This window comes from Nocardioides ganghwensis, assembly GCF_014779655.1.
GTDB lineage: Bacteria > Actinomycetota > Actinomycetes > Propionibacteriales > Nocardioidaceae > Nocardioides > Nocardioides ganghwensis.
Genome location: NZ_JACXYX010000008.1, coordinates 1 through 22822 on the forward strand (window position 1 = coordinate 1; position 22822 = coordinate 22822).

The 22822-nt window shown below is 69.5% G+C and carries 8 protein-coding genes and 1 pseudogene; 2 read left to right on the forward strand and 7 right to left on the reverse strand.

All coding sequences use genetic code 11. From position 1 onward, the window contains the following. Positions 1-126 precede the first annotated feature (126 nt). Together IEZ24_RS10930 and mobF are read left to right on the forward strand one after the other, a co-directional pair. A pseudogene (locus IEZ24_RS10930) lies at positions 127-444 on the forward strand (transposase); the annotation flags it as partial. Positions 445-1025: 581 nt separating this feature from the next. Continuing rightward, positions 1026-4607 (forward strand): MobF family relaxase, encoded by a 3582-nt coding sequence (mobF, locus tag IEZ24_RS10935; protein WP_207206730.1) that lies wholly within the window; start codon positions 1026-1028, stop codon positions 4605-4607. Between the two features lie 366 nt (positions 4608-4973). Here mobF and IEZ24_RS10940 read toward each other — a convergent pair whose 3' ends face one another. The 7 genes from IEZ24_RS10940 to IEZ24_RS10970 all read right to left on the reverse strand — a co-directional run bounded on the left by IEZ24_RS10940 (position 4974) and on the right by IEZ24_RS10970 (position 22821). Next, positions 4974-6296 (reverse strand): ATP-binding protein, encoded by a 1323-nt coding sequence (locus IEZ24_RS10940; RefSeq protein ID WP_129454074.1) that lies wholly within the window; start codon positions 6294-6296, stop codon positions 4974-4976. A gap of 7 nt (positions 6297-6303) precedes the next feature. Then, positions 6304-9435: an eCIS core domain-containing protein gene (locus IEZ24_RS10945; RefSeq protein ID WP_207206729.1), complete on the reverse strand. Its 3132-nt coding sequence runs from the start codon at positions 9433-9435 to the stop codon at positions 6304-6306. A 148-nt stretch (positions 9436-9583) separates the two neighbouring features. After that, positions 9584-11044, reverse strand: a complete 1461-nt coding sequence (locus tag IEZ24_RS10950; protein WP_129454073.1) for a contractile injection system tape measure protein — start codon at positions 11042-11044, stop codon at positions 9584-9586. Positions 11045-11047: 3 nt separating this feature from the next. Next, complete coding sequence (locus IEZ24_RS10955; RefSeq protein WP_129454072.1) at positions 11048-14920, reverse strand: hypothetical protein; 3873 nt, start codon at positions 14918-14920, stop codon at positions 11048-11050. Position 14921: 1 nt separating this feature from the next. Next, entirely contained in the window at positions 14922-18716 is a 3795-nt protein-coding gene (locus tag IEZ24_RS10960) for a hypothetical protein (protein WP_165356012.1), read from the reverse strand. Next, entirely contained in the window at positions 18713-22357 is a 3645-nt protein-coding gene (locus tag IEZ24_RS10965; RefSeq protein WP_129454071.1) for a baseplate J/gp47 family protein, read from the reverse strand. Before IEZ24_RS10965 ends, IEZ24_RS10960 begins: the two co-directional genes overlap by 4 nt. Then, positions 22354-22821, reverse strand: coding sequence for a GPW/gp25 family protein (locus IEZ24_RS10970; protein ID WP_207206728.1), 468 nt, complete (start codon positions 22819-22821; stop codon positions 22354-22356). Before IEZ24_RS10970 ends, IEZ24_RS10965 begins: the two co-directional genes overlap by 4 nt. Between the last annotated feature and the right edge of the window lies 1 nt (position 22822).

A 22822-nucleotide genomic window follows, 5' to 3' on the forward strand; every position in this document is an offset into this window, starting at 1 on the left:
GGTCCGCCCGCAGCTCCACCGCCATCCGGGTCGCTCGCTCACGCAGCTCGTCGGGGTACTTCCTGGGTGCTGCCATGACTCTCATCCTCCATGGATTGAGAGCCTCCACCAGACCCGGGGCGATTCAGTGTGGTCCACACCGACCGCGGGTCCCAGTTCCGCAGCAGGAAGTTCGTCCACGCCATCAACCGCCACGACATGGTCGGGTCCATGGGCCGCGTTGGCGCCGCCGGCGACAACGCAGCCATGGAGTCGTTCTTCGCCCTGTTGCAGAAGAACGTGCTCGACCGCCGCGCCTGGAACACCCGAGAGGAGCTGCGGATCGCCATCGTCACGTGGATCGAGAAGACCTACCACCGTCGACGGAGGCAGGCTGCTCTCGGACGATTGACCCCGGTCGAATACGAGCTGATCATGACGACAACCGCCACCCAGGCGGCCTAACCAAAACTGTCACCCGTCCGTGCAGCAGTCCCAAGGTCTGCAGTGGCCGCGTGACGATGTCACTTGGCGCCGTTACGAGGGTTCTCTGCGTGGCGGGCCCTTGGGGCTCGAAGGGTGTGCGATGGCGCCTAAACCGCAGCCAGTGCCCTTCGAGTCAATTGTATGGCGTGCAGACCTTCTGATCCCCTGAGATGTGCCTTGGTGGGGCGGATCGTCAGCAGTTCGGACCTACCGCTTTGCGGCGCCGGCCACCAGGTCGTCAACGCTCGCGTCGACAGCGATGGTCGTGGCGGCGGTGAAGAGTGCGGGCTACAGAAGCTGGCTCGTGACCGAAGCGCGATCGAAGCGTCGCCCTGACGTTGCATCTTTCGCGCGCCTGGCTCATGGCCGCTCTGCCCGCCCGCATCCACTTGCTGAGGCTGATCCTCCTCCGCCCGTCCTCGCCCTGCAGTTCGTCCTTATCGACATACACCGTTTGCAGATCGAGGGGGGTTCTGTGGGCCTGCGGCCTGTGGACAATTCGATGCTTGGTCGGACTGTGGAACAACCGGGGCACCTGCATTCCAAGGAGGTGTGCGTCGGTGACTATCTCGATGCGGGTGATGTCGGCGGGCAGGGGATACGACTACCTGCTCAAGAGCGTGGTCCGGGGCGATCGCGACATGGGCGAGTCGACCGCACTCACGAGGTACTACGCCGAGGAGGGCACACCGCCGGGTCGTTGGCTGGGCTCGGGGCTCCACGCCCTCGGCAACGGGCTGGTCAGGCAGGGCGACGAGGTGACGCCCCAGCAGCTCGCACTGCTGCTCGGCTCAGGTCGGGACCCAGTGACCGGCTCACCGTTGGGGCGGGCGTTCCCGGAGTACGACGGGGTGAAGGCCCGGGTGGCGGCTCGGGTGGCAAAGCTTCCTCGTGATCTCAGCGCCGGGCAGCGGCGCGAGGCGGCGGCCGAGATCACGCGCGAAGAGGTGGCGGCCGGCACCCGCCGTGCTGTCGCGGGCTACGACTTCACCTTCAGCGTCCCGAAGTCGGTCTCGGTGCTGTGGGGCGTCGCCGACGCGGGAACCCAGGCACTCATCCTCGAGGCCCACCACCAGGCGATGGAAGAAGTGATCGCCTTCTTGGAACGCGAGGTCGCCACGACCCGCAGGGGAGTGGACGCCGGCGACGGTGCCGTGGCACAGGCCGACATCGTCGGGATCCTCGCGACGGCGTACGACCATTGGGATTCTCGTGTGGGTGACCCGCAGCTCCACACGCACGTCGTCATCTCCAACAAGGTCAAGACCGCCGGGGACGGGCGTTGGCGCAGCCTGGACGGGCGCCCGCTCCATGCGGCCGTCGTCGCGCTGTCGGCGCACTACAACGCCGTCCTCGCCGACCGGATCACCCGTGCCTTCGGGATCGAGTGGGAACAGCGCGACAGAGGCAACAACCACAACCCGGCCTGGGAACTCGAGTGCGTACCCGAGTCGCTCATCGGTGAGTTCTCCTCCCGCTCGCGGATGATCGAGAAGGAGACCGACCGCCTGATCGCCGAGTACGTCGACCGGCACGGGCATCGCCCGTCCGCGACGCGGATCATCGAGCTGCGCGCGAAGGCGACCCTGGAGACGCGTCCGGACAAGGTCGTCCGGTCCTTGTTCGATCTCACAGGCGAGTGGCGGGGACGGGCGCACACGATCCTCGGACAGAGCCCCGTGGAGTGGGCACGCAGTGTCACCGCCCGTCCCGTCGCCCGCCCTACCCTGCGGGCCGACGACATCCCGCTGCAGGTCATAGCTGAGGTCGGGGTCTCGGTGGTCGGTGCCGTCAGCGAGAAGTGGTCGACCTGGCGGCACTGGAACCTGTGGGCCGAGGCGTCCAGGCAGACCATGGGGTGGCGCTTCGCGAGTGCGGAGGACCGTGAGGCGGTCGTCGGGATGGTCGTCGACGCCGCGGAACAGGAGTCTCTCAGACTGACGCCACCCGAGCTGGCCATCAGTCCCGAGGTCTTCCGGCGTGAGGACGGCAGCACCGTGTTCCGGCCACGGCACAGTGTCGTCTTCACCTCTGCGGAGCTGCTGGCGGCCGAGGACCAGCTGTTGGCTCGCTCCGAGGACCGCACCGCTCCGGCAGTCGGCCGCGATGTGATCGAGCGGGTGGCGCGCAGGCAGCACCTGTTGAGTGCCGAGCAGGTTGAGACGCTCGCGCAGATCGTCGTGTCCGGGCGGCAGGTCGACCTCCTCGTCGGACCCGCCGGTGCGGGCAAGACGACCGCGATGCACGCCCTCAAGACTGCCTGGACGACCGTGCACGGGAAGGGCAGTGTCGTCGGTCTCGCTCCGAGCGCTGTGGCGGCGCAGGTGCTGGCCGCGGACCTCGGGATCGGGTGCGAGAACACCGCCAAGTGGCTCCACGACCACGACCACAACCGCGACGCTGACCATGACGGTGGAGGCGCGTGGTTCCGGTCGGGGCAGCTCGTGATCATCGACGAGGCGACGCTGGCCGGAACCCTCGCTCTCGACCGCATCACGGCCCTCGCGGCCGCAGCGGGTGCGAAGGTGCTGCTGGTTGGCGACTGGGCGCAGTTGCAGTCCGTCGAGGCAGGAGGGGCGTTCACGCTCCTTGTCTCTGCCCGTCCCGAGGTCCCCGAGCTCACCGAGGTCCACCGCTTCACGCACGGATGGGAGAAGACCGCCTCACTCGACCTGCGCACCGGTCGCACCGAGATCATCAGCACGTACGTCCAGCACGAGCGAGTCCGGGAGGGCACCACCGAGGAGATGATGGATGCCGCCTACGCCGCGTGGCGCGACGACGTCCGATCCGGTCGCACGACGATCCTGGTGGCCGAAGCATCCGAGACAGTTCAGCGCCTCAACGCACGGGCACGCGCGGAGCGCATCGCTGGTGGCGGTCCAGCGGGGAGTATCGAGGTGCGCCTGGGCGACGGCGCCGGGGCATCCATAGGAGACCTGGTCATCACTCGCCGCAATGACCGCCGCCTGCACCCCATGCACGGCGGGCGGTGCGGGGGGTGGGTCCGCAACGGCGACCGCTGGCGAGTCACCCATGTGTACCACGACGAATCGATGACCGTATCCAGGCTCGGTTCCAGCGACGCAGCCTCGAACACTGACTCCGTGACGTTGCCGGCGGCGTACGTCGCGGAGCACGTCGATCTCGGGTACGCCGTCACGGCTCACCGGGCCCAGGGCATCACCGTGGACACGGCACACGTCGTCGTCTCGTCTGCGACCACGCGCGAGAACTTCTATGTCTCCATGACGCGGGGGAGTGATGCCAACGTCGCGTACGTCGCTCTCGACCATCCCGATGAGGTGCACGCCCCGCCAGAGCCCGACGACGTCAGCGTCCGCACCGTGCTGTACGGCGTGCTGAAGCACTCCGGAGTCGAACTGTCCGCCCACCAGACGCTCGTTGCCGAGCAGGATCGGTGGTCATCCATCGCGCAGCTCTCGGCGGAGTACGAGACCATCGCGGCCGTCGCGCAACGCGACCGGTGGGTCAGCTTGCTGGATGGTTGTGGACTGACCGAGGAGCAACTGGCCTCGGTGCTCCAGTCCGACTCGTTCGGCCCTCTCACGGCCGAGCTGCGCCGTGCCGAGGCGAATCGTCACGACGTCAACCAGCTCCTGCCGGCGCTCATTGCACAGCGATCACTCGAAGACGCCCACGATGTGGGAGCGGTGCTGATCAGCCGACTCCGCAGGGCTGCGCGCCTTGGCCGCGGGATGCGCCCGCGCGAGCCGAAGTACATCGTCGGGTTGATCCCCGTGGCTGAGGGCCCGATGAGCCCGGAGATGAGCACGGCCCTGGCTGAGCGGCAGCTGCTGATGGAGGCGCGAGCCGTGGCACTCGCTGACGAGGCTTTCGAGGCTGACGAGCCCTGGCTCAAGCGCCTCGGCACGCCACCTCCAACGGACGCAGCCCATAGCCGATGGCTGGACGAGGTCAGGACAGTCGCCGCCTACCGCGACCGCTACCAGGTCGACACGTGCGGCACGCTGGACGAGCCGCGCACTGACGCGCAGAAGCGCGACGCTGCACACGCCCGGCAGGCGATCCGTCGAGCTCGCGCCATCGCTGACCAGGAAAATGCATCCAGAAGCGGTGGGCGCCCCAACGCGCATCTGCCGGAACGAACCATCAGCTGATCGGCATCCACGACCGCAGTTCTGTAGTTCTCCACCGGGACGGATTCGCCAAGAGGCGTCGAGGGCCGCGATCCCAACGATCAGCAACGCCACGGGCACGAGGACGCAGCACGGTGGCGGGTCAAACGGCGGCTACCTCCCAATATGGCCGCTGGCAGGTGTCCCGGTTGGCGGGTGAGATTCGGTCGGGCATCGACGGTCGAGTCGACGTTGTTCTGGCCGCCTAGTTGTCATGTCCAGGGAAGTTGTCCCGCCGCGGGGCGGTGAGTCGGCCTGACAGGTGAGGCCTGCGGTTGTGGAGTGGAGCCGTCTAGTTCACCGCTCCCAATTCGGAGGCCCTCATGTCCGGTCCGTTCGCGGGGTGGGTCAGACGATCTTTCCGTCCTTGACGAACTCCCTCATGATCGCTCCCTCCAGCATGGACCGGTCCACGGGCCGCATGTCGGTGTCGAGAGCGGCGATGGCGCAGTGGTGTGAGACGTTGACGATTGACGCTGCCGTGAGCTCGAAGCGTCCCGCGATGTCGCGCCAGTCCACGTCCGCGTCGACCACGACCTGTTCGGGAAAGGATCGCTGCCACAGCTCGCGTCGCTGCTCGGGCGTCGGGGGGTGGAAGCAGACGGCCGACTGGAACCGGCGGAGGAACGCCTCGTCGATGTTGCTGCGCCTGTTGGTGGCCAGGATCACGAGGCCGCTGAAGGTCTCGATCCGTTGCAGCAGGTACGAGGCCTCCTGGTTGGCGTACTTGTCGTGGGCGTCGCGGATGTCGGTCCGCTTCCCGAAGAGTGCGTCCGCCTCGTCGAAGAAGAGGATCCACTCCTTGCCCTCGGCCTTGTCGAACAGGCCGGCGAGGTTCTTCTCCGTCTCGCCGATGTACTTCGACACCACCCGGGAGAGGTCGACGCGGAAGACCGGCCGACCGGTCGCCTTGCCGAGCAGCGCCGCGGCGAGGGTCTTGCCGGTCCCCGGCGGGCCGTGGAACAGGACGCGGTAACCGGGGCGTACCCGCTTGCCCATGCCCCACTCGTGGAGCACCGTGTCGTTGAAGCGCATCCAGCTCTCGATGTCGCGGATCTGGCGCCATGTGTCAGGACGAAGCACGACGTCGTCCCAGTTCATCTCGGTCCCGACGTGTTCCGCCGGGAAGTCGGTGCTGAAGCCGGGAAGGGTCGCGGTCCCGGTGGTCATCAACTCGACGCCCTCGGGGTCGAGCACCAGACGACCGCTCGTCGCTGGCGCGCCCTCGCGGACCCGTTCGAGCCAGAGCAGGTGCTGTCGGGAGAACCAGTGCGCGGTGGTGAACATCCGCTGGACCTCGAGGCGCCCGCCGATGTCGTCGCCGGCGATGACGAACTGGGCTGTCTCGCCCGTGGCGAGCACGCCGCGGTAGGACTCGAGGCGTACGCCGCCGAACTCGGGTAGGTCGCCTCCTTCGGGCAAATGGCGGGCGATCAGCGTGTCGAAGAAGGCGGGTCTCAGGTGTGGCGCCAAGGCGAGCAGCAGCACGACGTGCTCGGGAGGGGTGAGCGGCTCCCCAGGGCGAAGCACGGAGAAGAGGTCCAGCTCGAAGCCGCGTTCGGCCGGGGAAGGCACCTCTCCCGACACGCTGCCCAGGTGGGTGGCAAGCCGATCGCCGACCAGGTCCTCGAGCCGTTGGAGGTCCCGGGTGAGCCGAGCGATCTCGTCCATGATCACCTCACTTCTCCGACGGGGTGAAGCTCGAGTCGAGCGCCCAGCCCCGCTTGATGCGCTGCACGTGGTCGCGGAGCTTCTGTCGCGCCATCTCGGGATGGCCCGCGTCGAGGTACTGCTGGATGGAGCGGTTCTCGCTGCTGTCGCCGAGGAAGATGTTCTTCGCGTAGCCGAAGAAGCGGCGGTAGCGGCGTACGGCAGCCTTGAGAACCGCCTGGGCGGTCGGCCTCTTGCCCTCGACCGGTTGGCGGGCTCCCTCGATCGACCCGCGCTGCTCAAGCAGGAGCTTGGCTTCCGAGAGCGGCTTCTTCGCGAGGAAGATTCCGTAGTGCTTGGCCATGTCGTCCGACGACACGACATGTCGGCGGTCGATGTCGGCGGCGACGTTGACCTCGCGGCCCCGGGCGTCCTTCACGAGGTGGGAGGTCTTCGCGAATGCGTTCCCCACGAGGCGCGCCTTCTGGGCGAGGTACTCGCGGGCGATTCCGGCCTTCTGGGTCACGGTGAAGCCGCCCGAGCGCTCGATCTCTATGGTGTCCGGCATCGCGCCGTCGCCGCCCCACTCCGTCAGTGCCTTGCCGATCACGCTGGCGAGGGCCTTCAGCGTCGTGTCGAGCGTGGCCGACTTGGCGTCTGCCTCCTTCGCCCGCTTGCCGGCCGCTGCGGCACGCTCGTTGTCGTCCACGGACGCGAGGAACGTCTGGAGGGTGGCGATGTCGCCCTCGTGCTTCTGTGTCGCCGCGAGCGGCTTCGTGAGCTTGCCTGGGTCCTGCTTGAGGCGGTCGTGCTCGTTGGTGAGGAAGGCCGACGGCTTCTCGGGCTCGGATCGGATGACCAGCTTGGCCGAGCGCTTCTCGCCGGTGAACGTGAGGGTGTGGGGCTGCTCGCCTCCCGTGACCGGCTCGGTCTTCTTCCACCACATGAGCAGCCGCTTCGCACCCTCCCGCGCCGAGGCGAGGAGCTTGGACAGCAGCCCGCCGAGCCAACCCACGATCTTGTCGAGCGCCTTGTCGACGGGTTGCCGGATCCTCCGAACTATCCCGACCAGCTTGTCCGGGATGTTTCCGAGACCGGCGAACTTCGCCAGGAACGCGATCACGACCGTGAGGGTGCGGGCCATCGTCTGTTCGACGCGGTTGGCCGCTGCCTCGACGCTGCCGACCGCGATGGCCGAGATCGAGTCGACGAACGAGGCGACGACGGCGCCGATCTGGCGCGCCTTCGCGATGAAGAAGGAGACGGTGTTGTAGATCGCGATGATCGCCTGCACCACGGCTCCAGCGGGGTTGATCATGCTGACCAGCTTCTTGACGGCGGCCTTCACGACCTCGGTCTGAATCATGCCGGTGACCTGGCTGATGAGTTGGGTCTTGAGTTCGGTGAGCTCGCCTTGGACTTGCGCCCATGCGGCTGCGGGCCCCTGGGTCACGAGCGTGGTGAGCACGGCCGCCGACTTCTCCAGGGCCCCGAGGACGGGGTCGGGGATGATCTTCACCAGCTTGCCGCGGACGTTCTGCCAGGTCAGTCCGAGCACCGACAGCACCAGCTTGACCACCTCGACCAGGCTGAAGGACCTGGGGATGTAGACCCCAGCCTCGCCGAGCGGGCCGGTCAGCCAGGAGATGAGGGCGGTCTTGAGGTGCGTGACGATGTTGCCGGCGAACTTCTCGAAGCCGCGCCGTCCGGCGCGCACCAGGTTCCGCACGAAGCCGATCGGGTTGCGCAGGATCTGGTGGAAGGCTGTCCTGGCCTTGGCGATGTAGGGCATCACGCCTGGCGCCACCACCGAGAACAGGATCTCGAGCAGGCTCAGCACCTGGCCGCCGGCCCAGCTGAAGAAGCGCCCGGCCAGCCCGACGAAGGCCGAGGCGATCTTGCGGAAGGCACCGACGACGGTGACCACGTCCTGGAAGGTGAGTGACCGGAGGGTCTGCACGATGTGGGCCGGGATGGAACGCACGAAGCCCAACAGTCCGGCCAGCGCACCTTGGAACCAGGCGAAGGCCCGCCCCACTGCGTTGCCGCGCTTGATGTTGAGCCACACCTCCTCCTGACCGATCAGCTTCATGAAACCGCCGATGAGGGTGTCGGCGGTTCGCGGGTACGGGTCGCCGGTGACGGGGTCCTGACCCAGGATGGCCTTCAGCAGGTCGTAGCCGGGCGTGCCCTCGGCGAGCGCGGCGAGTGGTCGGAGGATCACGCGTTTGACGATCGCGAGGAGCTCGGTCACCACGCCGGTGCCGAAGGAGATCAGGCTGCCAATCGGATCGGTGAAGATGCGCTTGGCGCGGTCCCACACTCCGCCCAGGTCGAAGATGTCGGTCCAGCTCAGCGAGTCGATGAACCGGCCCAGTCCGGTCACGATCTGGCCGCCGATGTCGCCGAGCTGGCTCACCTTCTGGTCGACCCATTCTGCTGCCTCGTTGATCACGCCGTGGTTGTCGAGTGCACGGGTGATGAGGGCGCCACCGGGCACCAGCTCGATCAGCGCCCTCAGGAAGTTGGCCGGCGTACGCGCCACGGAGCGCTGGTTGACCGGGTTGAACCCGAGGATGAGCGTCAGCATCCGGAACCCCGGGATGTGGTGAGCCTTGTCAGCGAAGTAGTCCAGGGCGTCCTGCACGCCGAGGCGCTGCACAGTCGGCGTGCCACCGGGGGTGCTCACCTCCGGCCGCCGCTGGTCCACGTCGTTCCGCACGGCCTGCCGTTGGACGGTCGCGCCCTGCTGGATGGTGTGGGTCAGCTCATGGGCGAGCAGGTGGCGACCCGAGTCGATCTCCGGCTGGTACTGACCGCGCCCGAAGAACACATGGTTGCGGTAGGTGAAGGCCTGCGCACTCATGTGGTTGCTCAGACTGGCGGCCTGCTCGTCGGCATGGATCCGTACGTCGCCGAGGTCGGCGCCCAACCGGGGTTCCATGTCATCGCGGACCCCGCTCGGCAGTGCCTGCCCGCCCGTCGTGGCGCGCTGGATCTCCGTGTGTGCCTGGGGCGCGAACGCCGGCGCCCCCACGCCGGTCCGCTGCACTTGGTCACCGGGCTCGGTCCTCCGCTGCACCTGCGCGGTGGGCATCCGGTTCACCGCCACCGCGGTCGCCTCGGCCTCGCGCTCGAGCGGGTCGCTCGGCTTGCTCACAGTGAGGCTGGGCTGCACCTCCGGTGCGGACCTCGACCGCGCAACCGAGCGGAAGAAGCCGGCCGACCCGGACCCCTTGAAGAAGTTGTCCCGCCGGTGGACCGAGGCCGAGTGGGACCTCGGTGTCTTCGCGGATGCCGTGCGCACGTCAGGCCCGCCACTCGACTCGCAGCATCCGCTCCATCCAGGGCGTCCGCACCATCGAGATGCCCCAGGGCAGCTCCTCGAGCAGGATGTCGACCGACCGGTCCTCGACCCGGAGCACCCAGTCGCCGCCCTCCGCCGACAGCGTCCCGGGCCTGGTCAGGAACTCCGCCCTCAGCGTGTCGGGCGAGGTGTTCCGAAGCGCCTCCCAGTGGCCGACGACAGCCTCGAGCAGGGCCGTCGCCTCGGTGACCTCGTCCTCGGTCAGGTCCGGGTCGCGCTCGACCGGCTCCCCGAGCGACATGCCGCACAGCACCTTGGCAAGCGGCGTCGCCTGCTCCGGCACCACCGCGTCCCCGGTCGCAAGGTGATGCAGGAGCGCGACCGCCCGGTCGGCATCGAGCAGCTCCTCTCCGGCTGTCACCCCGAGTCCCGCGAGGAAGCGAGGCAGGAACGGGTGGAGCAGCACGAGCCCGGCGTGATCGACGAGCAGGGAGGTGACGTCCCCCGTCGCCCCCGCTGGCATCCGGCCGGCTTCATGGGCGCTGCCCCTCACGGCCGCGCGTGCCGCACGCGGTCGCTCGGGCGCGAGGGTCGTGGGAACGTCGAGCGAGACACGCGGCCATCGTCGCCCCAGATGCTGCGCCAGCTCAGGATCTGCCCGCACCTGCTCCGGTAGCGCGGCCAGCGCCCGTCGCACGAGCTCCTGGGCCGTCACCGTCCGCCGCTCCGCGACCGCTGTCAGGGCGGCAAGCTCGACCTGGCGGAGGAAGGCCGACCACCACCGCGGCCCGTCCGGCCCAGGGGCTGCCCGCAACCCGGAGGCTTCGGCCAGCGGGCCCGCCACGCGGGGCGCGACGCGGTCGACCAGGTCGTGGACGAACGACGCGGAGAACTGCTTGACCACGCGCAGCCGGACCACCGGTGCATCGAGGGCATGAACCAGTGCCTCCCGGCCGAGCGCGTCGGCCAGGATGTCGCCGGCCCAGGCCTCCGAGACGGCCCGCTCGAGGTCATCGTGCGCGGGACGGAACGCCCACGGGAGCCGACCGTCCCGCAGGAACGCCACGAACGCCTCCTCGACCGTCGCTGCGGGGCCCGATCGGACGATCGGGCCATTCGCGCCGGTCGTCGGGTCCGGCGCGTGAGCCGACCGGCCCGTGCGCCTGTCCGGCGGGGGTAGGTGACGCCGGAAGAACGCCTCGACGTCGCGGCGGACCGCCTGGGCGAGGGCATCGTCCAGCGCGTCGTACGGCACGTCGTCGACCTCGATGTCGAGCCGGTCGACGACAAGGCGGTCGTCCTCCGGCACGACGCCCGCCAGGGCGGTTTCCAGTGCCCGGGCAACCAGCCCGTGGACCGTGCCGGACAGGTGTCGTTGCACCAGCAGCCCGTCACTCTCGCTGCCACGCACCTCGACCTCCAGGACGTGGCGGCGGACGGCGATCGTGGCGGGGAGGGCCATGGCTCAGCCGTCGATCTCGATGACGGTGCCGAAGACGGCCGAGCAGCCGCGTTCGTCGTAGGCGGTCAGGCGGACCGACTTCGGCCCGGGGTCGACGTCGCGGAAGGCCACGACGACGTGGTCGCCGTTGGCGAGCGAGGGCTCCGCCTCCTCGACCTCCCAGAGGAAGGCGTCGACCGACCCGCTGGTGACCTCGGCCTTCAGTCCCACGACGCGCTCGTCCAGGCGCTCCTGGTGGATCTCCACCTTGAGGTCCGTGCCGTCGCACACCGGGTGTTGCTCGTCGGACTCGCACTTGTTGGACGTGGATCCGTCGAACGGCGGGATGTGCACCGCCGACTGGCCGGTGGCCACCTCGGTGCCCTGGGAGTGGTAGACAACGGAGATCTTGTGCTCCGCGCGACCCTGGAGGAACGAGACCGTGATCCGGAACTCGAGCTCCAGGCACACCAGCCGGTCGATCCACAGCACGCCCGTGGACGTCCCTTCGGCCGCGGACTCATACGCCATGACGAGCCACTGGTCGGAGCCGACCTCCTCGGCGACGACCGCGTTCACCGCCTCCAGCCACTTCGTGACGACGGGCAGGAACGTGGTGGAGCGGATCGGGCTGGTGCCGTGGGCCAAGACCTCGCCGACCCGGTCGGTGAGGTCGTGCTCCGTCCCGTCGGCTTCGACCACGCGGAACACCTCGACCCCGGCCTGGTAGTCGTTGAGCGGCAGTCCCTCCCTCGCCTCGGGCACCCACCAGCGGTGTCCCCGCCTCTCGGCGGCACCGCCGCACGGGAGGGTGCACAGCTCGACACCTGACTCGATGGTGCGCTCCGCCACGCAGCCGGCAGCATCCCTCACCGTGACGGTCAGCCGCTCGGTCGTGGGGAGTGCCGGGCTGGTGTAGACGGTCCCGGCCACGGTGCCGGGGCTCGCGACGTACGGCGGCGTCCCGCCGGTGATCTCGAACCCGACCTGGAAGGTCTTCCGGGCTGCGTCCACGGTCACCTCGGGGTCACCGATCGCGAGCACCGGCGGGACCGTGATCGTCGTCGGGGTCGTCTCGGCACCGCTGGTGTCGCGCGCCGTGATCGTGTGCTCACCATCCGCCAGCCGCAGCGGTCCAGTGAGCTCGGTGAAGGAGCCGTCGTCGACCCGCACCGACACCTTGCCGCTCGCACCCTCCACGGTCACGGTCACGTCCGCGGCCCCGTCGTCCCCGGTGCAGGCGACTGCGACATTCATCCGGAGCCGCACCGGGGGCAGGGTGTACTGAATTGGCGGGCAGTGCGAGCAGCACTGGTAGGGAAGGAAGAAGTCCGCGACCACCTCGCCCTCCGTGAGGTCGCGGACGGTGGCGGCGTACACCTGTGCCGCGGCTCCCCGACCGCTCACTACCTTCGGCACGAGGGGCTTGCCGGTGAGCGTGCGGACCATGAGCTGGATATCGGGGTCGGCGGTGAGCTCGACCTTGTGACGGAGCCGCTCGAGGGCGCCGTCGAGCGGGTCGGCCTCGCGACGCGCGGCGAGCGCCTCCCGGGACCCGAGTGTCACGCCCTCGCGGGTGAGCGGCCGCCGGACGAGCTCCTCCCGCACCCCCAGCGGGAGCTCCCGGGTCGGCTCCACGCGGCGGGTGACGGGCGACTCGTGATAGACCACGACGAACGTGCCGCCCATGGGGACACCGGCGCCGTGCTGCAGACCCGGGTGGTGCTGCGCGTAGTGGGCGAGGAATTGGGCCTGCTTGACGTCCCGGAGCCGCCGCTCGTACTCCGCGGCGAGGGACTCCAGCGGGTCGAGCCGGCAGCGGAAGACGATGTCGTCGATCCGATCGGAGAGCCCGGGGTGGTCGAGCTGGACCCGGCGACGGGCGGCGTCGAACTGCCCCGCGACCGCGACCAGATGGGCGTACCGCTCGGCGAACGACGTGATGTCGAGGGAGCCGATGTCTTCGGCGACCCGGTCGGCCAGGTCGTTCATGGCGGTCGTCAACGCGTACACGCTGTATGCCACGTCGGGCTGGTCGGTCGGTTGCGCCTCCTCCGGCGCAACGCCCTCGGGCTGGAGGAACCCCACGAACGGCGTGCCGGGGGTCCAGCTGAGGTTGGCCTCGATGGCGCGCCCCAGCGTGCCCGGTCGTACGCGGTAGGCCGGTGCCCACCTGCGGAGGACGGTGATCGTCGGCATGACCTCGGGCGCATCGACGAGCTTGCCGCTGGGCAGGTCGTAGAAGTACTGGATCTGCTTGGCGAGGAAGCAGGTCAGCTCGGAGGTGAGGGCGGCGTAGAGGGCGTCGAGGTCGTCGAACCGGCACCTCTCCTTGCTGAGGTCGACCTCGATGTCCTCGTCGAACGCTCCAGTGCGCAGGGCGACCACCTCGAAGGGGAGCCGGTTCTGGCTCCGCAGCGTGAGCAGGGTGCTGACGACGTCACGGACGCCCTTGCCCAGGTGGCCCTCGATCCGCAGGAAGTCCCGGGGCTGGAGGTCGAACCCGAGCGGCTGGGTGACGAAGGAAGGAGGCGCGGGCTGCTGCTGGGCAGCTCGGTAGCCCACGTTGTGGTGGGCCCGATGCCGCTCGGTCTTGATCGGGTCCCACAGCCGGTACAGGGGAGGGGCGCCGTCCTGCTCGTAGTAGTAGGGGATGGCGCGTACGCCGAGGGGCGCGTCCCCCGCGTGGCTCGGGGTGATCCTGATCTGCTGGTCAGGGGCAGCCTTGCTCGGCGGGGGCAACGACGGGGTATCGGTGAACGCTTGGGTCATCGCGACCAGCCGGTCGAAGAGCACCCGGAACCGGTCCGTCCGCTGCTCGCAACGGCCGACCGCGGGCGAGGCGACGAAGCGGTGGCGGAGCGGGTCGGGCGCGGTGCCCACCGGTGCCAGCGCGCCCGCGACCAGGTGTCGCGGGAAGAGGCCCTCGGGCGGGCAGCAGGCGCACATCAGGTCAAGCCCGGCCCACCGGACCTCGTCGTAGGCGGCGAGCAGGTCGCGGAACAGGTCCCAGTAGTACTGGAGGAAGCGCACCTGCGTGGTCGTGGTCGGGTTCGCGTCGAGGAATCCGTAGCGGTTGACGAACGTCGTGAAGGGGTTGGTCGGATGCTGGCCGAGGACCAGCGGCTGGAATGCGTCGTACGCCGCCATGAGTGCCGCGGCGGTCGCCGCGACCAGCTTGTGGGTGCGGAACGGGCCCTGGAAGGCGGCGAGCACCTCCTCGGTCTCGACCGGACCCGAGTTGGGGACGTCGTAGCGCGGCATCCGAAGGTCGGGCAGCTGCAACCGGGCACCCACGCCCTCGAGCGTCGCGACGTTCGGCGACGCGGCCGCCACCTCGTGGAGGTCGGAGGTGTCGACCAGGAGACGCCGCACCGTCGCGGTCACCTGGGAGCCGCGGTCGTCGCAGTTGTTCGGGCTACAGGTGCGCAGCCCGCCCCGGCGAAGCTCGAGGAAGAGCACGAGCGCCTTGTCCTCGAGCACCAGGCCACTGGAGCCCAGCGGTTGTGCGCCGGGTTCGTCGTCGTCGGGGAAGAGCTCCCACATGTCGTACTGCTGCGGCGGATCGGTCCCCGGCTGCACGAACGGGGCGTAAGGCCCACCTGGCGGGTACGGGTCGTCGCCCGGCAGCTGGTAGGGCCGCACCGCCACGAGTTCAAGGTCCGCGGGTTCGACGACGAGGTACCCCTGCGAGGTGATGCCGCATCCGCGTGACAGTCGCACGGTCCCGGATCCGGTGACCTCGACCTCTAGGCCACAGACGACCCCGATCCCGATCAGGTTCGCTCGGGTGAGGCGCTGCTGCTCGTCCAGGTACTCGAACAGGTCGTTGAGGTGCGCCTTCGTGAGCACCTGGTTGGCCTCGAACATCGGGTAGGTGAGTTGCGTCGTGTCCATGTCAGTTGCTCCCAAGTGCCGAATGTCCGAGGCGGACGGGGTTGACGTCGGATCCCGCGTCGCAGTCGTGGAGCGTCGCGCGCGGGTAGGTGTTGCGGAGGTCGGCGAGCACGTGCACCAACCGGTCCAGGCGGTAGGACACCTCGATGTACCGGCCGTAGCGCTGCGTCAGCAGCTCCCGCAGGTCGTTGAGCGCACCGGCGTCGAAGGTCAGGTCCGGGCACGGGGCGAGGGCGGGGGCGGGGAACGGCGTGAACCCAGCGGGTTCGCGGCCGGCGGCGATGTTGGTCTCCATCCAGCCGCGGAACACGGCGCCGAAGCCGGCGAGCACGGTGGCGGCGCACCTGCAGAGCGCGTCTGGCGTGGCCCCGAGCGTGGTCACGGCGCCGGTGAGCTCCTCGAGGACGGTCTCCTGCAAGCGCTCCTCGCGCCAGTCCACCGCCGCGTCCGCCTCCACCCACCGGCACCACGCGTCGTGGAAGCGCTCGAACTGGTAGCCGTGGCCGGCGACCTCCGCGAAGTGTTCCACCATCAGCTGCTGCAGCTCATCGCGGAGGGCGTCGTCGACCGCGTCGGCGCAGGACACCCCGGTCAGGTCGACCTCGCCGGCGAAGAGCTCGGCGAGGGCCGCGGCCGCGACAGGCGCGGGGAGGACGCTGAGCGAGTGCGCAGCGAGCCAGCTCCGGAAGCTCTCGGCATACGCCTCGTAGGTCTCGGCCGCGCAGGCACACGCGGCGTCCGTGTCGTCGACGGCTCTGCCGAACAGGGCGGCGAGGCGGTCCACGACCGGATCGCAGGGATCGTGGACGAAGCCGTCGTTGCCCACCCAGCACGTCTTGATCAGCAGGTGCGACGGCGTCTGCTCCTGGATCGTCCGCTCCGCGAAGCCGCGCATGGTGATGTCCGTGCTCAGCGGCGCGGTCCAGCCCGGCACGACGAACGTGAGGCGGAACGAGTACGGGTCCTCGTCGCCGCAGGTGCAGCAGTTCCCGTCGCTGCACGCGGGGTAGAGCGCGTCGCCCGGGAACTTCGGGCGCAGCAGGAGGTGCTCGACCACGACCGACCTGGCGTGGGCGACCGCGCCGGCGATGTCGGCGGCGGCGTCCGCGGCAGTCCGCTCGGACGGGTAGTCACCGTCCACGACTCCGGTGAGCCCGGTGAGGGGGTCACCGAGGTTGATCTGCCACGCGCTGGACGGATCGCTGGCGTCGACCGGCCCGACCTCCAAGTGATCCGGCCGGGTCAGCGACGACAGGGCGGTCTGACGGGCACCACGGAGGGCCGCGGCCAGGTCGGCGACTGCTCCATCGAGAGGCATCGTCGTCTCTTGGCGTGGCTGGCCCGGGGGGACGCGAGTCAGCACGACGCCCGCGTCGTCGATCGTGAGCCCCCAGTCCGACAACGTGTCGAGGTCCTCGTCGGTGATCAGGGCGGCCAGTGCCGCGGTGACGTCATGGGGTGGATGAAGCACAACCTGCGCCGTCGCATCCAGATGGAGCGCATGGGCGAAGCCCGGCGCGGCGGCCTGCTTGTTCGCGCGGTAGGAGAAGCTCACCTCCGGCAGGCCGAGCATCAGGGTCACGCGCCGCTGGAGACCAGAGACGTTGGCCGGGTCGTCTGGCTCGCCCGACCGGTCGAAGGCCTTGCCGCGGTCGTGGCCCAGCTCGGGCAGCGCCCGCAGGAAGGCAAGCTTCGCGTCGATGAGTGCGGCCCTGGCGGCCGCCGTACCCTCGATGCTCGCGAGCCGCAGGGCGAACTCGCGGAAGGTCTCGGCGAACCGGGAGAGCAGGTGGTCAAGGAACCGGTTGCGCCGCTCGACGAACACGGTCCTGGTTTCGCTCATCTCCGCCAGGGCGTCACTGGTCAACCCCTCGACCACGTCTTCGTACCCCGCGACCCGCGACGGGCCCTCCAGGCCGGTGAAGTAGGTGTGGTCGATCCCGGCGTCGAGGGAGAACAGGTCGCCAACCCGCGCGACCTGCTGGTAGGCGTCGTGGAGCAGCTGCTCGAACACCATCAGGTAGGCCTTAAGCTGCTTGGCCTGGGCCCGTCGGACGGGCGAGGCCGTCGACGGCAGTCCGGCCGGGCCCAACCCGTAGGTCTGCGGCAGGCTGTGCTGGACGGGGTGGTAGGCGCGCATGTCGCGACGGGCCCCCACCGGCACCGGGAGGTCGAGGTCGGTGTCGAGCAGCTTCGGGTGGGCGGCCTGGCCGAGCAGCTGCACCAGCGTGTCCTCGGCCTCGTCCGTGCGGGGCAGGAACGGCAGGCCGCCCGACGTGAAGGCGAACGACGAGAGGCGCCGGTGGAGCCGCGGACGATGCCGCGCTGGCAGGAACATCAGCCACGAGGCAGTGGTCCGCTCCGGATCGAGCACGGGGGCCCCGGCGTTCCAGCCCGGGTCGGAGATGCCCGGTATCGCGGTGCCGTCGCCGGCGTACGCCGTGAGCCGCACGTGCTCGACCATGACGAGGCCCTCGATGTCGACGAGCCGGTCGAGGATGTCCGACACCCTGATCTCCGCCTGGATCTGACTGCCCTCCAGCGCCTCGTCGGTGACGAACCCGCTGTCGAGCTCCGGCCCGTTGAAGATCGCCTCCACGGGCACTCCGCGCGCCCGCAGCTCCTCGAGGGTGCGGAACTCGACCGGCGGGTCGAGGTACCGCTGGATCTCGAACCAGATGCGTGCCTGGACCAGCTCGAGGTCAGCTCCAGGCTCGACCTCCACGTCGGCGCAGACCGCGACGTCGACGATCTCCACGAGCTCCACGCGGCAGACGTCCTCATCGAGATTGCGGTGGCGCTCGAGCGCGACCCGGGCGGTGCTGATCCCGGCGTCGACGACGGCCAGCTTCCTCCGGTAGTGATCGGCGAACCCGTCGGCACGCGGATCGGCCAGCCACGCCATGAGGTCCTCCACAGTCATCCGGTCGCGGGCCGCCGAGCTGCCGAACATCCGGACCGAGACGTTGTCGATGTCGATCGACGTCGTGTCCGAGAGCACGATCGTGAGGTCGACGTAGAACACCTCTCCCCAGTTCGCCCTGAGCTCGGCGTCGTCGACGGGAGTCGTGCCGGCCTTGGTGCGGTTGGGGCCTGAGGCGGTGACCTGGATGGGCCGGTCGTCCCGGGCCAGTCGGTCGCGCTCGTCGCGGCGGCTCAGACGCCAGTCGGGGAACGTGGCCTCGACCGTGACGATGTGTCGACGAAGCTCCGCGTCAGTGACCACCCGGCGCCGGACGATCGTGCGGTTGTTGAGGTCGCCGAAGTCGGGATGGGGCTCGAGCTCCAGCAACACGTCGGTCAGGCCGCGCGGCTCCACCCGCACGGCAGGGGAGGCGGTGTCGGGGCGCCCGGTCGTGTCATGGGACAGCACCAGCTCGTCGTCCTCGCACCACGCGTAGTACGACGCGTCGCACGCGCACGCCTTGCACAGCAACCACGCATTGCGAACCGGAGCGAGATCGATCAGGAGGCGCCGCAGGTCGGCCGGGGTCGTGGGGTTGACGGTGAGGATCGTCCTCGCCGAGAAGAAGGTCTGGTCGGGGTAGGGATCCTGCGGGCTCGTGCCGCTGACGACCGACGCGAGGATGTCGGGGATCGGGAACTCGGTCCGGTACGCGAGCTCTGTCAGCGCGAACGACAGCGCCTCGAGGATGGTGATCCCAGGGTCGTGGAGGTTGTAGTCGGTCCAGTCGTCGCTCCCTGCCTGCTGGATCCAGCCAACGCCCTCGCGGCGCAGCGCGTAGAAGTCGAGCGCGGTGGCTCCGCCGTCGAGGGGGCCAGGATTCGTCGTCATCGGGCGGCCTCCGGGTCGCACCCACACCGCTCACCGGACGCGGGCTGGTCGGGTCGGATCACGTTCACCAGGTGCTGCTCGGCCGGGACCGACACCAGGATCGAGATGGCGAGCGCCCCTACGACCTGGTCCAGGTCGCCGCTCTCGATCCCGCCGTCCGGGTCGATGTGCGTCAGGCGTACATCGGTGACGTAGTCGACGTAGGGCCGCTCCTCGACGTAGTTGACGAGCACCGACTTGGCGATGCGGCCGTTGAAGGACGGTCGGGCGTCGTCGCGGAACGCCCACGGGGACAGGAATCGCGTGATCTCCCGCTTGAGCTCCTGGACCTGGAAGGTCTCATCGACACCGGGGCGGAACCGCACGTTGAGTCCCGCGCGGACCTCCTCGAAGCGCGGGTTCCGCACGTGCAGGGTCGCGAAGCACGACATCCGTGCCGCGAGGAAGCGCTCGACCTCGCCGAGCAGCCGCAGGCTGGTCGCGGGCCGCAGCGGGTCGCGGCGTTCTGCCACCGCGAGGTCGGGGATGGTCACGACGGTCACGTGCCCCGGTGCCAACTCACGGTAGAGCCCCGTGCCCGACGTGTTCGGCTCGTAGCGGGTGTGGTTCAGACAGCGGGCTTGGTAGATCCCGGGGAACGCGGCCAGCACGAGGTGCTCGTGGTCCCAGAGCGCTATGGCCCGGTCCTTGTGTCGGAGTCGCTCGCTGACGCGAGACCTGAACGCCTCGGCCGACTCGACCGGCCGACCACCGAACGTCGGGAACGGCTGGGTGACACCCTTCGCCGCCGCCTCGGGCGGGTCCAGCTTGGTGATCGTCCCTGCGGGGAGCTGCCGGGTGTGGGAGGACGATCCGTTGCGGCGGTCGACGTACGTGGCCCGCAGCGCCTGCGCCGCGACCGTGAGCAGCCGGCACACGGCATCGGGCGCCTCGGCCACCGCGACCCGGATCCAGTGCAGTCCGGCGGGGAGCGCCGTGTGCTCGGTCGAGGCGTCGGCGGGGACTGACATCGTGACGATCCCCGAGGAGAGCAGCCCGTCGGTGCTGTCCGACACGGCGTTGGTGGGGAACGGCTCCCAGTCGTTCCCCGACAGGTAGCTCCAGTGGAGGTGGTCGTCGGGCTTGACGACGAGGGGGTTCGCCGACCCGTCGACCACCTCGAACAGCAGCGTCAGGTCCTGGGGTGGGGCTAGGTCGCGCACCCCAATGTAGAGGGCCGCCTGGGCATCGGTGCCGCCGGTGGCCAGGAATCGGGGGAGTAGTGGCAGTGCCCCTGTCAACGGTGCTGGCGAGGGCGCCAGGTGCCCGAACGGCATCATGTGGAAGAAGCGCCCCGCGGCCTCTGTCGGGTCCGCGAGGGTGAGCTCCTGCGTCGCGGTGTAGTCGAGCGTCAGCGACTCCAGCAACGGCAGGACGGGGACGGGGCTCGGCTCACCGTCACCGGCGCCGGCGGCGATCCACTTGGCAAGGGCGAGCGGATAGGCTTCGGTGCCGAAGCCGGTGTCGAGCCGCAACCGGATGAAGCCGCTGCGGCTGCCGGTGTCGTAGGCGACACCCTGCTCGAGCACCGGGTCGGTGTCGTGCGGGGCGGGGACCGCACCGATCTCGAGGACCGTCGCGGTGACGTCCGTTGACGGCATGGACAGTGGCTCCCAGGTGCCGGCGTCGAGAACCTCCGCGGTGACCTGGGGCGTCCCCGGGCTCCCGTAGGCGGTGGGACTCGTCATCCACGTCGTGTGCAGCGTGACGTCCCCCGGGGACTTCTGGAACGCCTCGGTCGAGCCGACCACGAGCGCGCTGTTCTCCCGAGGCACGGCCCCGAAGGCCAGGAACGGCTTCGACGGGTCGATCGGTCCCTGGTCGTTCGCGAGGGCGAGGGACCGCAGACCCTTGACCCGGACATCAAGGGTCACTCCGGTGAGCTCGACCTTCTCGAGCACGGTGTAGGTCGTCCACGGGGTCGTGGGGTGATGGTGGAGCGTGATCAGAAGGACCGGGAGGCGGGTGTCGAAGCCGTAGCCGTGGGTCGCGGCGTCGTACGGCGTGACGGCCGGGTCGTTGCCGCCGAGCTCGATCTGCAGTTCGCCGCCCTCGGAGTCCAGGGAGAGGACGGCGACGCTGCGCTCGAGCCACCCGTCTGCCGTGGTGAGGCGGCACCGGAGGTCGACCGCGGCCGTCTTCCCGCCGGCGATCGCTGCTGAGGTGTGGAGCCGCACCACGATGGTGCGCTCACCTTCCGCCAGCCACAGGTGGTGGGACGCGATGGCGAAGCCGACCTCGGCGGGCGGCATCCGGATCCCCGTCAGCCTGCCGTGCTCGTAGTTCTTGTTGGCGAACGGGTGCCACGACCCCCCGACGGCGTCGGTCTCGCCGCCGACACCGTCACCCGACTCCGCAACGGGCGAGGCAAACAGCCGACCGTCCTCGAGCGGCAACCGCTCACCGGGAGTGTCGTGGTGCCGATACACGCTGGCGAGCCGTTCGACCGAGGCGCGGTTGACCACGACGTCGGTGTCCACGGCGAAGTGTGCGTCTTCGCCGACGTCGTCCTTGCCCGCCCGCAGCAGCGCCCCGGCCGTCAGCCGGTGGGAGGTGACGTGCTTCGCGAGCTCCACCAGCACGTGGGCGTGGCCCGACTCCGAGGGCAGGTCCCTCAGGCGCAGCACGTCACGGTAGTAGTGGTCGAGATGCCGCGCCGTGAGCTGATTCGCCTGCGTGCGAGTGTGCTCGAGCAGGCGCACGAAAGCCAGGAACAGAGCGTAGTGGGGCTGGTGGCCGTTCGAGTCGAAGCTCGCATGCAGGGCGGTCCGGGCGCCGTCGACGACGCGTGCGTACGCCCCTAGGAAGGACTCGCAGATCGCACGGAAGAGGTGGTGGGTGGCGAGGTGGTTGGCGCGGTCGACCACCGTGGCGCCCTGCCCGTAGGCGTCCGTGTGGGGGAGTGGGTCCACCGCGACGTACGACGCCCAGTTCGGGAGGTCCACGCCGGCGGGCCACTCCCCGGACAGCGCAGCGCCGGGGTCCACGAGGAAACGCTGGAACGGCTCCACCGACCGGCCGAGGATGCGGACGTCGCTGGGAGCGGGTACGGCCGGGTCGACGACCCCGAGGGCCTGGCCGGCGACGTGGTACCCGATCAAGCGACGCAGCATGGGGCTCAGCTGCGCGCGCACCAGGTTGACGATCGTCGCACGCAGCGGATCCGCTGGTGGTAGTGCCACGGCCACGGCGTCGATGCCTCGGGCGAGGCTCCCCACGGCGTCGAAGATCGCGCCCAACGCCTCCTTCATGTCGGCCTCGGACCCCGTCAGTGGCGGGTCCTCGAGACGACAAAGCCAGCCCTGCAGCGCCGTCCGGTAGGCATCGACGCGGTCGACGGCGACGACCGCGAGTAGCGAGGAGATGTCGGAGCCGAAGAACTGGTGCCAGTCCGGGTCGGCCGGGTCGACAGTGTCGTCGAACCCCACGTAACGGAGGTACCTGCTGTAGGCGGCTGCGAAGACGATCGCGTGCTCGGACCGGCGATCGTCGACGGGAGCGCTGGCAGGGTCGGGTGCGCTGAGTGCCCGCTGCTCCTGGTCCGTGCCGTCGCGGAGCAGCTGGCCCGGGTCGTGGCTGACCGAGCAGCCGCAGGAGGTCATGGCGCCTCCGGGAGGAGCTGCACCGTCGTGGTGAGGTTGATGTCGGTGCCTTCGTCGCGGTAGAAGGGGAAGACGAAGTTGAACCGCGAGTTGGTGGCCTTGACGCGATAGATCACCCCGATCAGGAGATAACCCCCGATCGCCTCGGCCGGGTCGTCCTCGACACGAACGTGCTCGAGGTCGATGCGTGGCTCGTGGTAGAGGATCGCCGACTCGATCTTGTCGGCCATCAGGGTTCGCATCCGGGTGTCGAGGTTCTCGAAGACGAGCTCGTCCATGTTGCAGCCGTACTGCGGGACCATGATCCGTTCGCCGGGCGCGGTCGAGAGCAGGATCTGGAGGCTCGACACGATGTCGTCCTCGTCGTCGAGCATCCGGACTCCGCCGACCCGCCGGTCGAACGCCGGCGGGAAGGACCAGCCCCGACCGAGGAACGAGCGGTTCTCGGGCTGCGTCGGTCCCATG

What these genes read in the sequence shown, in the direction of transcription:
- IEZ24_RS10940 (WP_129454074.1), bottom strand. Translation starts at nt 6,296, where the DNA reads ATGGACGAGATCGCTCGGCTCACCCGGGACCTCCAACGGCTCGAGGAC.
- IEZ24_RS10950 (WP_129454073.1), bottom strand. Translation starts at nt 11,044, where the DNA reads ATGGCCCTCCCCGCCACGATCGCCGTCCGCCGCCACGTCCTGGAGGTC.
- IEZ24_RS10955 (WP_129454072.1), bottom strand. Translation starts at nt 14,920, where the DNA reads ATGGACACGACGCAACTCACCTACCCGATGTTCGAGGCCAACCAGGTG.
- IEZ24_RS10960 (WP_165356012.1), bottom strand. Translation starts at nt 18,716, where the DNA reads ATGACGACGAATCCTGGCCCCCTCGACGGCGGAGCCACCGCGCTCGAC.
- IEZ24_RS10965 (WP_129454071.1), bottom strand. Translation starts at nt 22,357, where the DNA reads ATGACCTCCTGCGGCTGCTCGGTCAGCCACGACCCGGGCCAGCTGCTC.
- IEZ24_RS10970 (WP_207206728.1), bottom strand. Translation starts at nt 22,821, where the DNA reads ATGGGACCGACGCAGCCCGAGAACCGCTCGTTCCTCGGTCGGGGCTGG.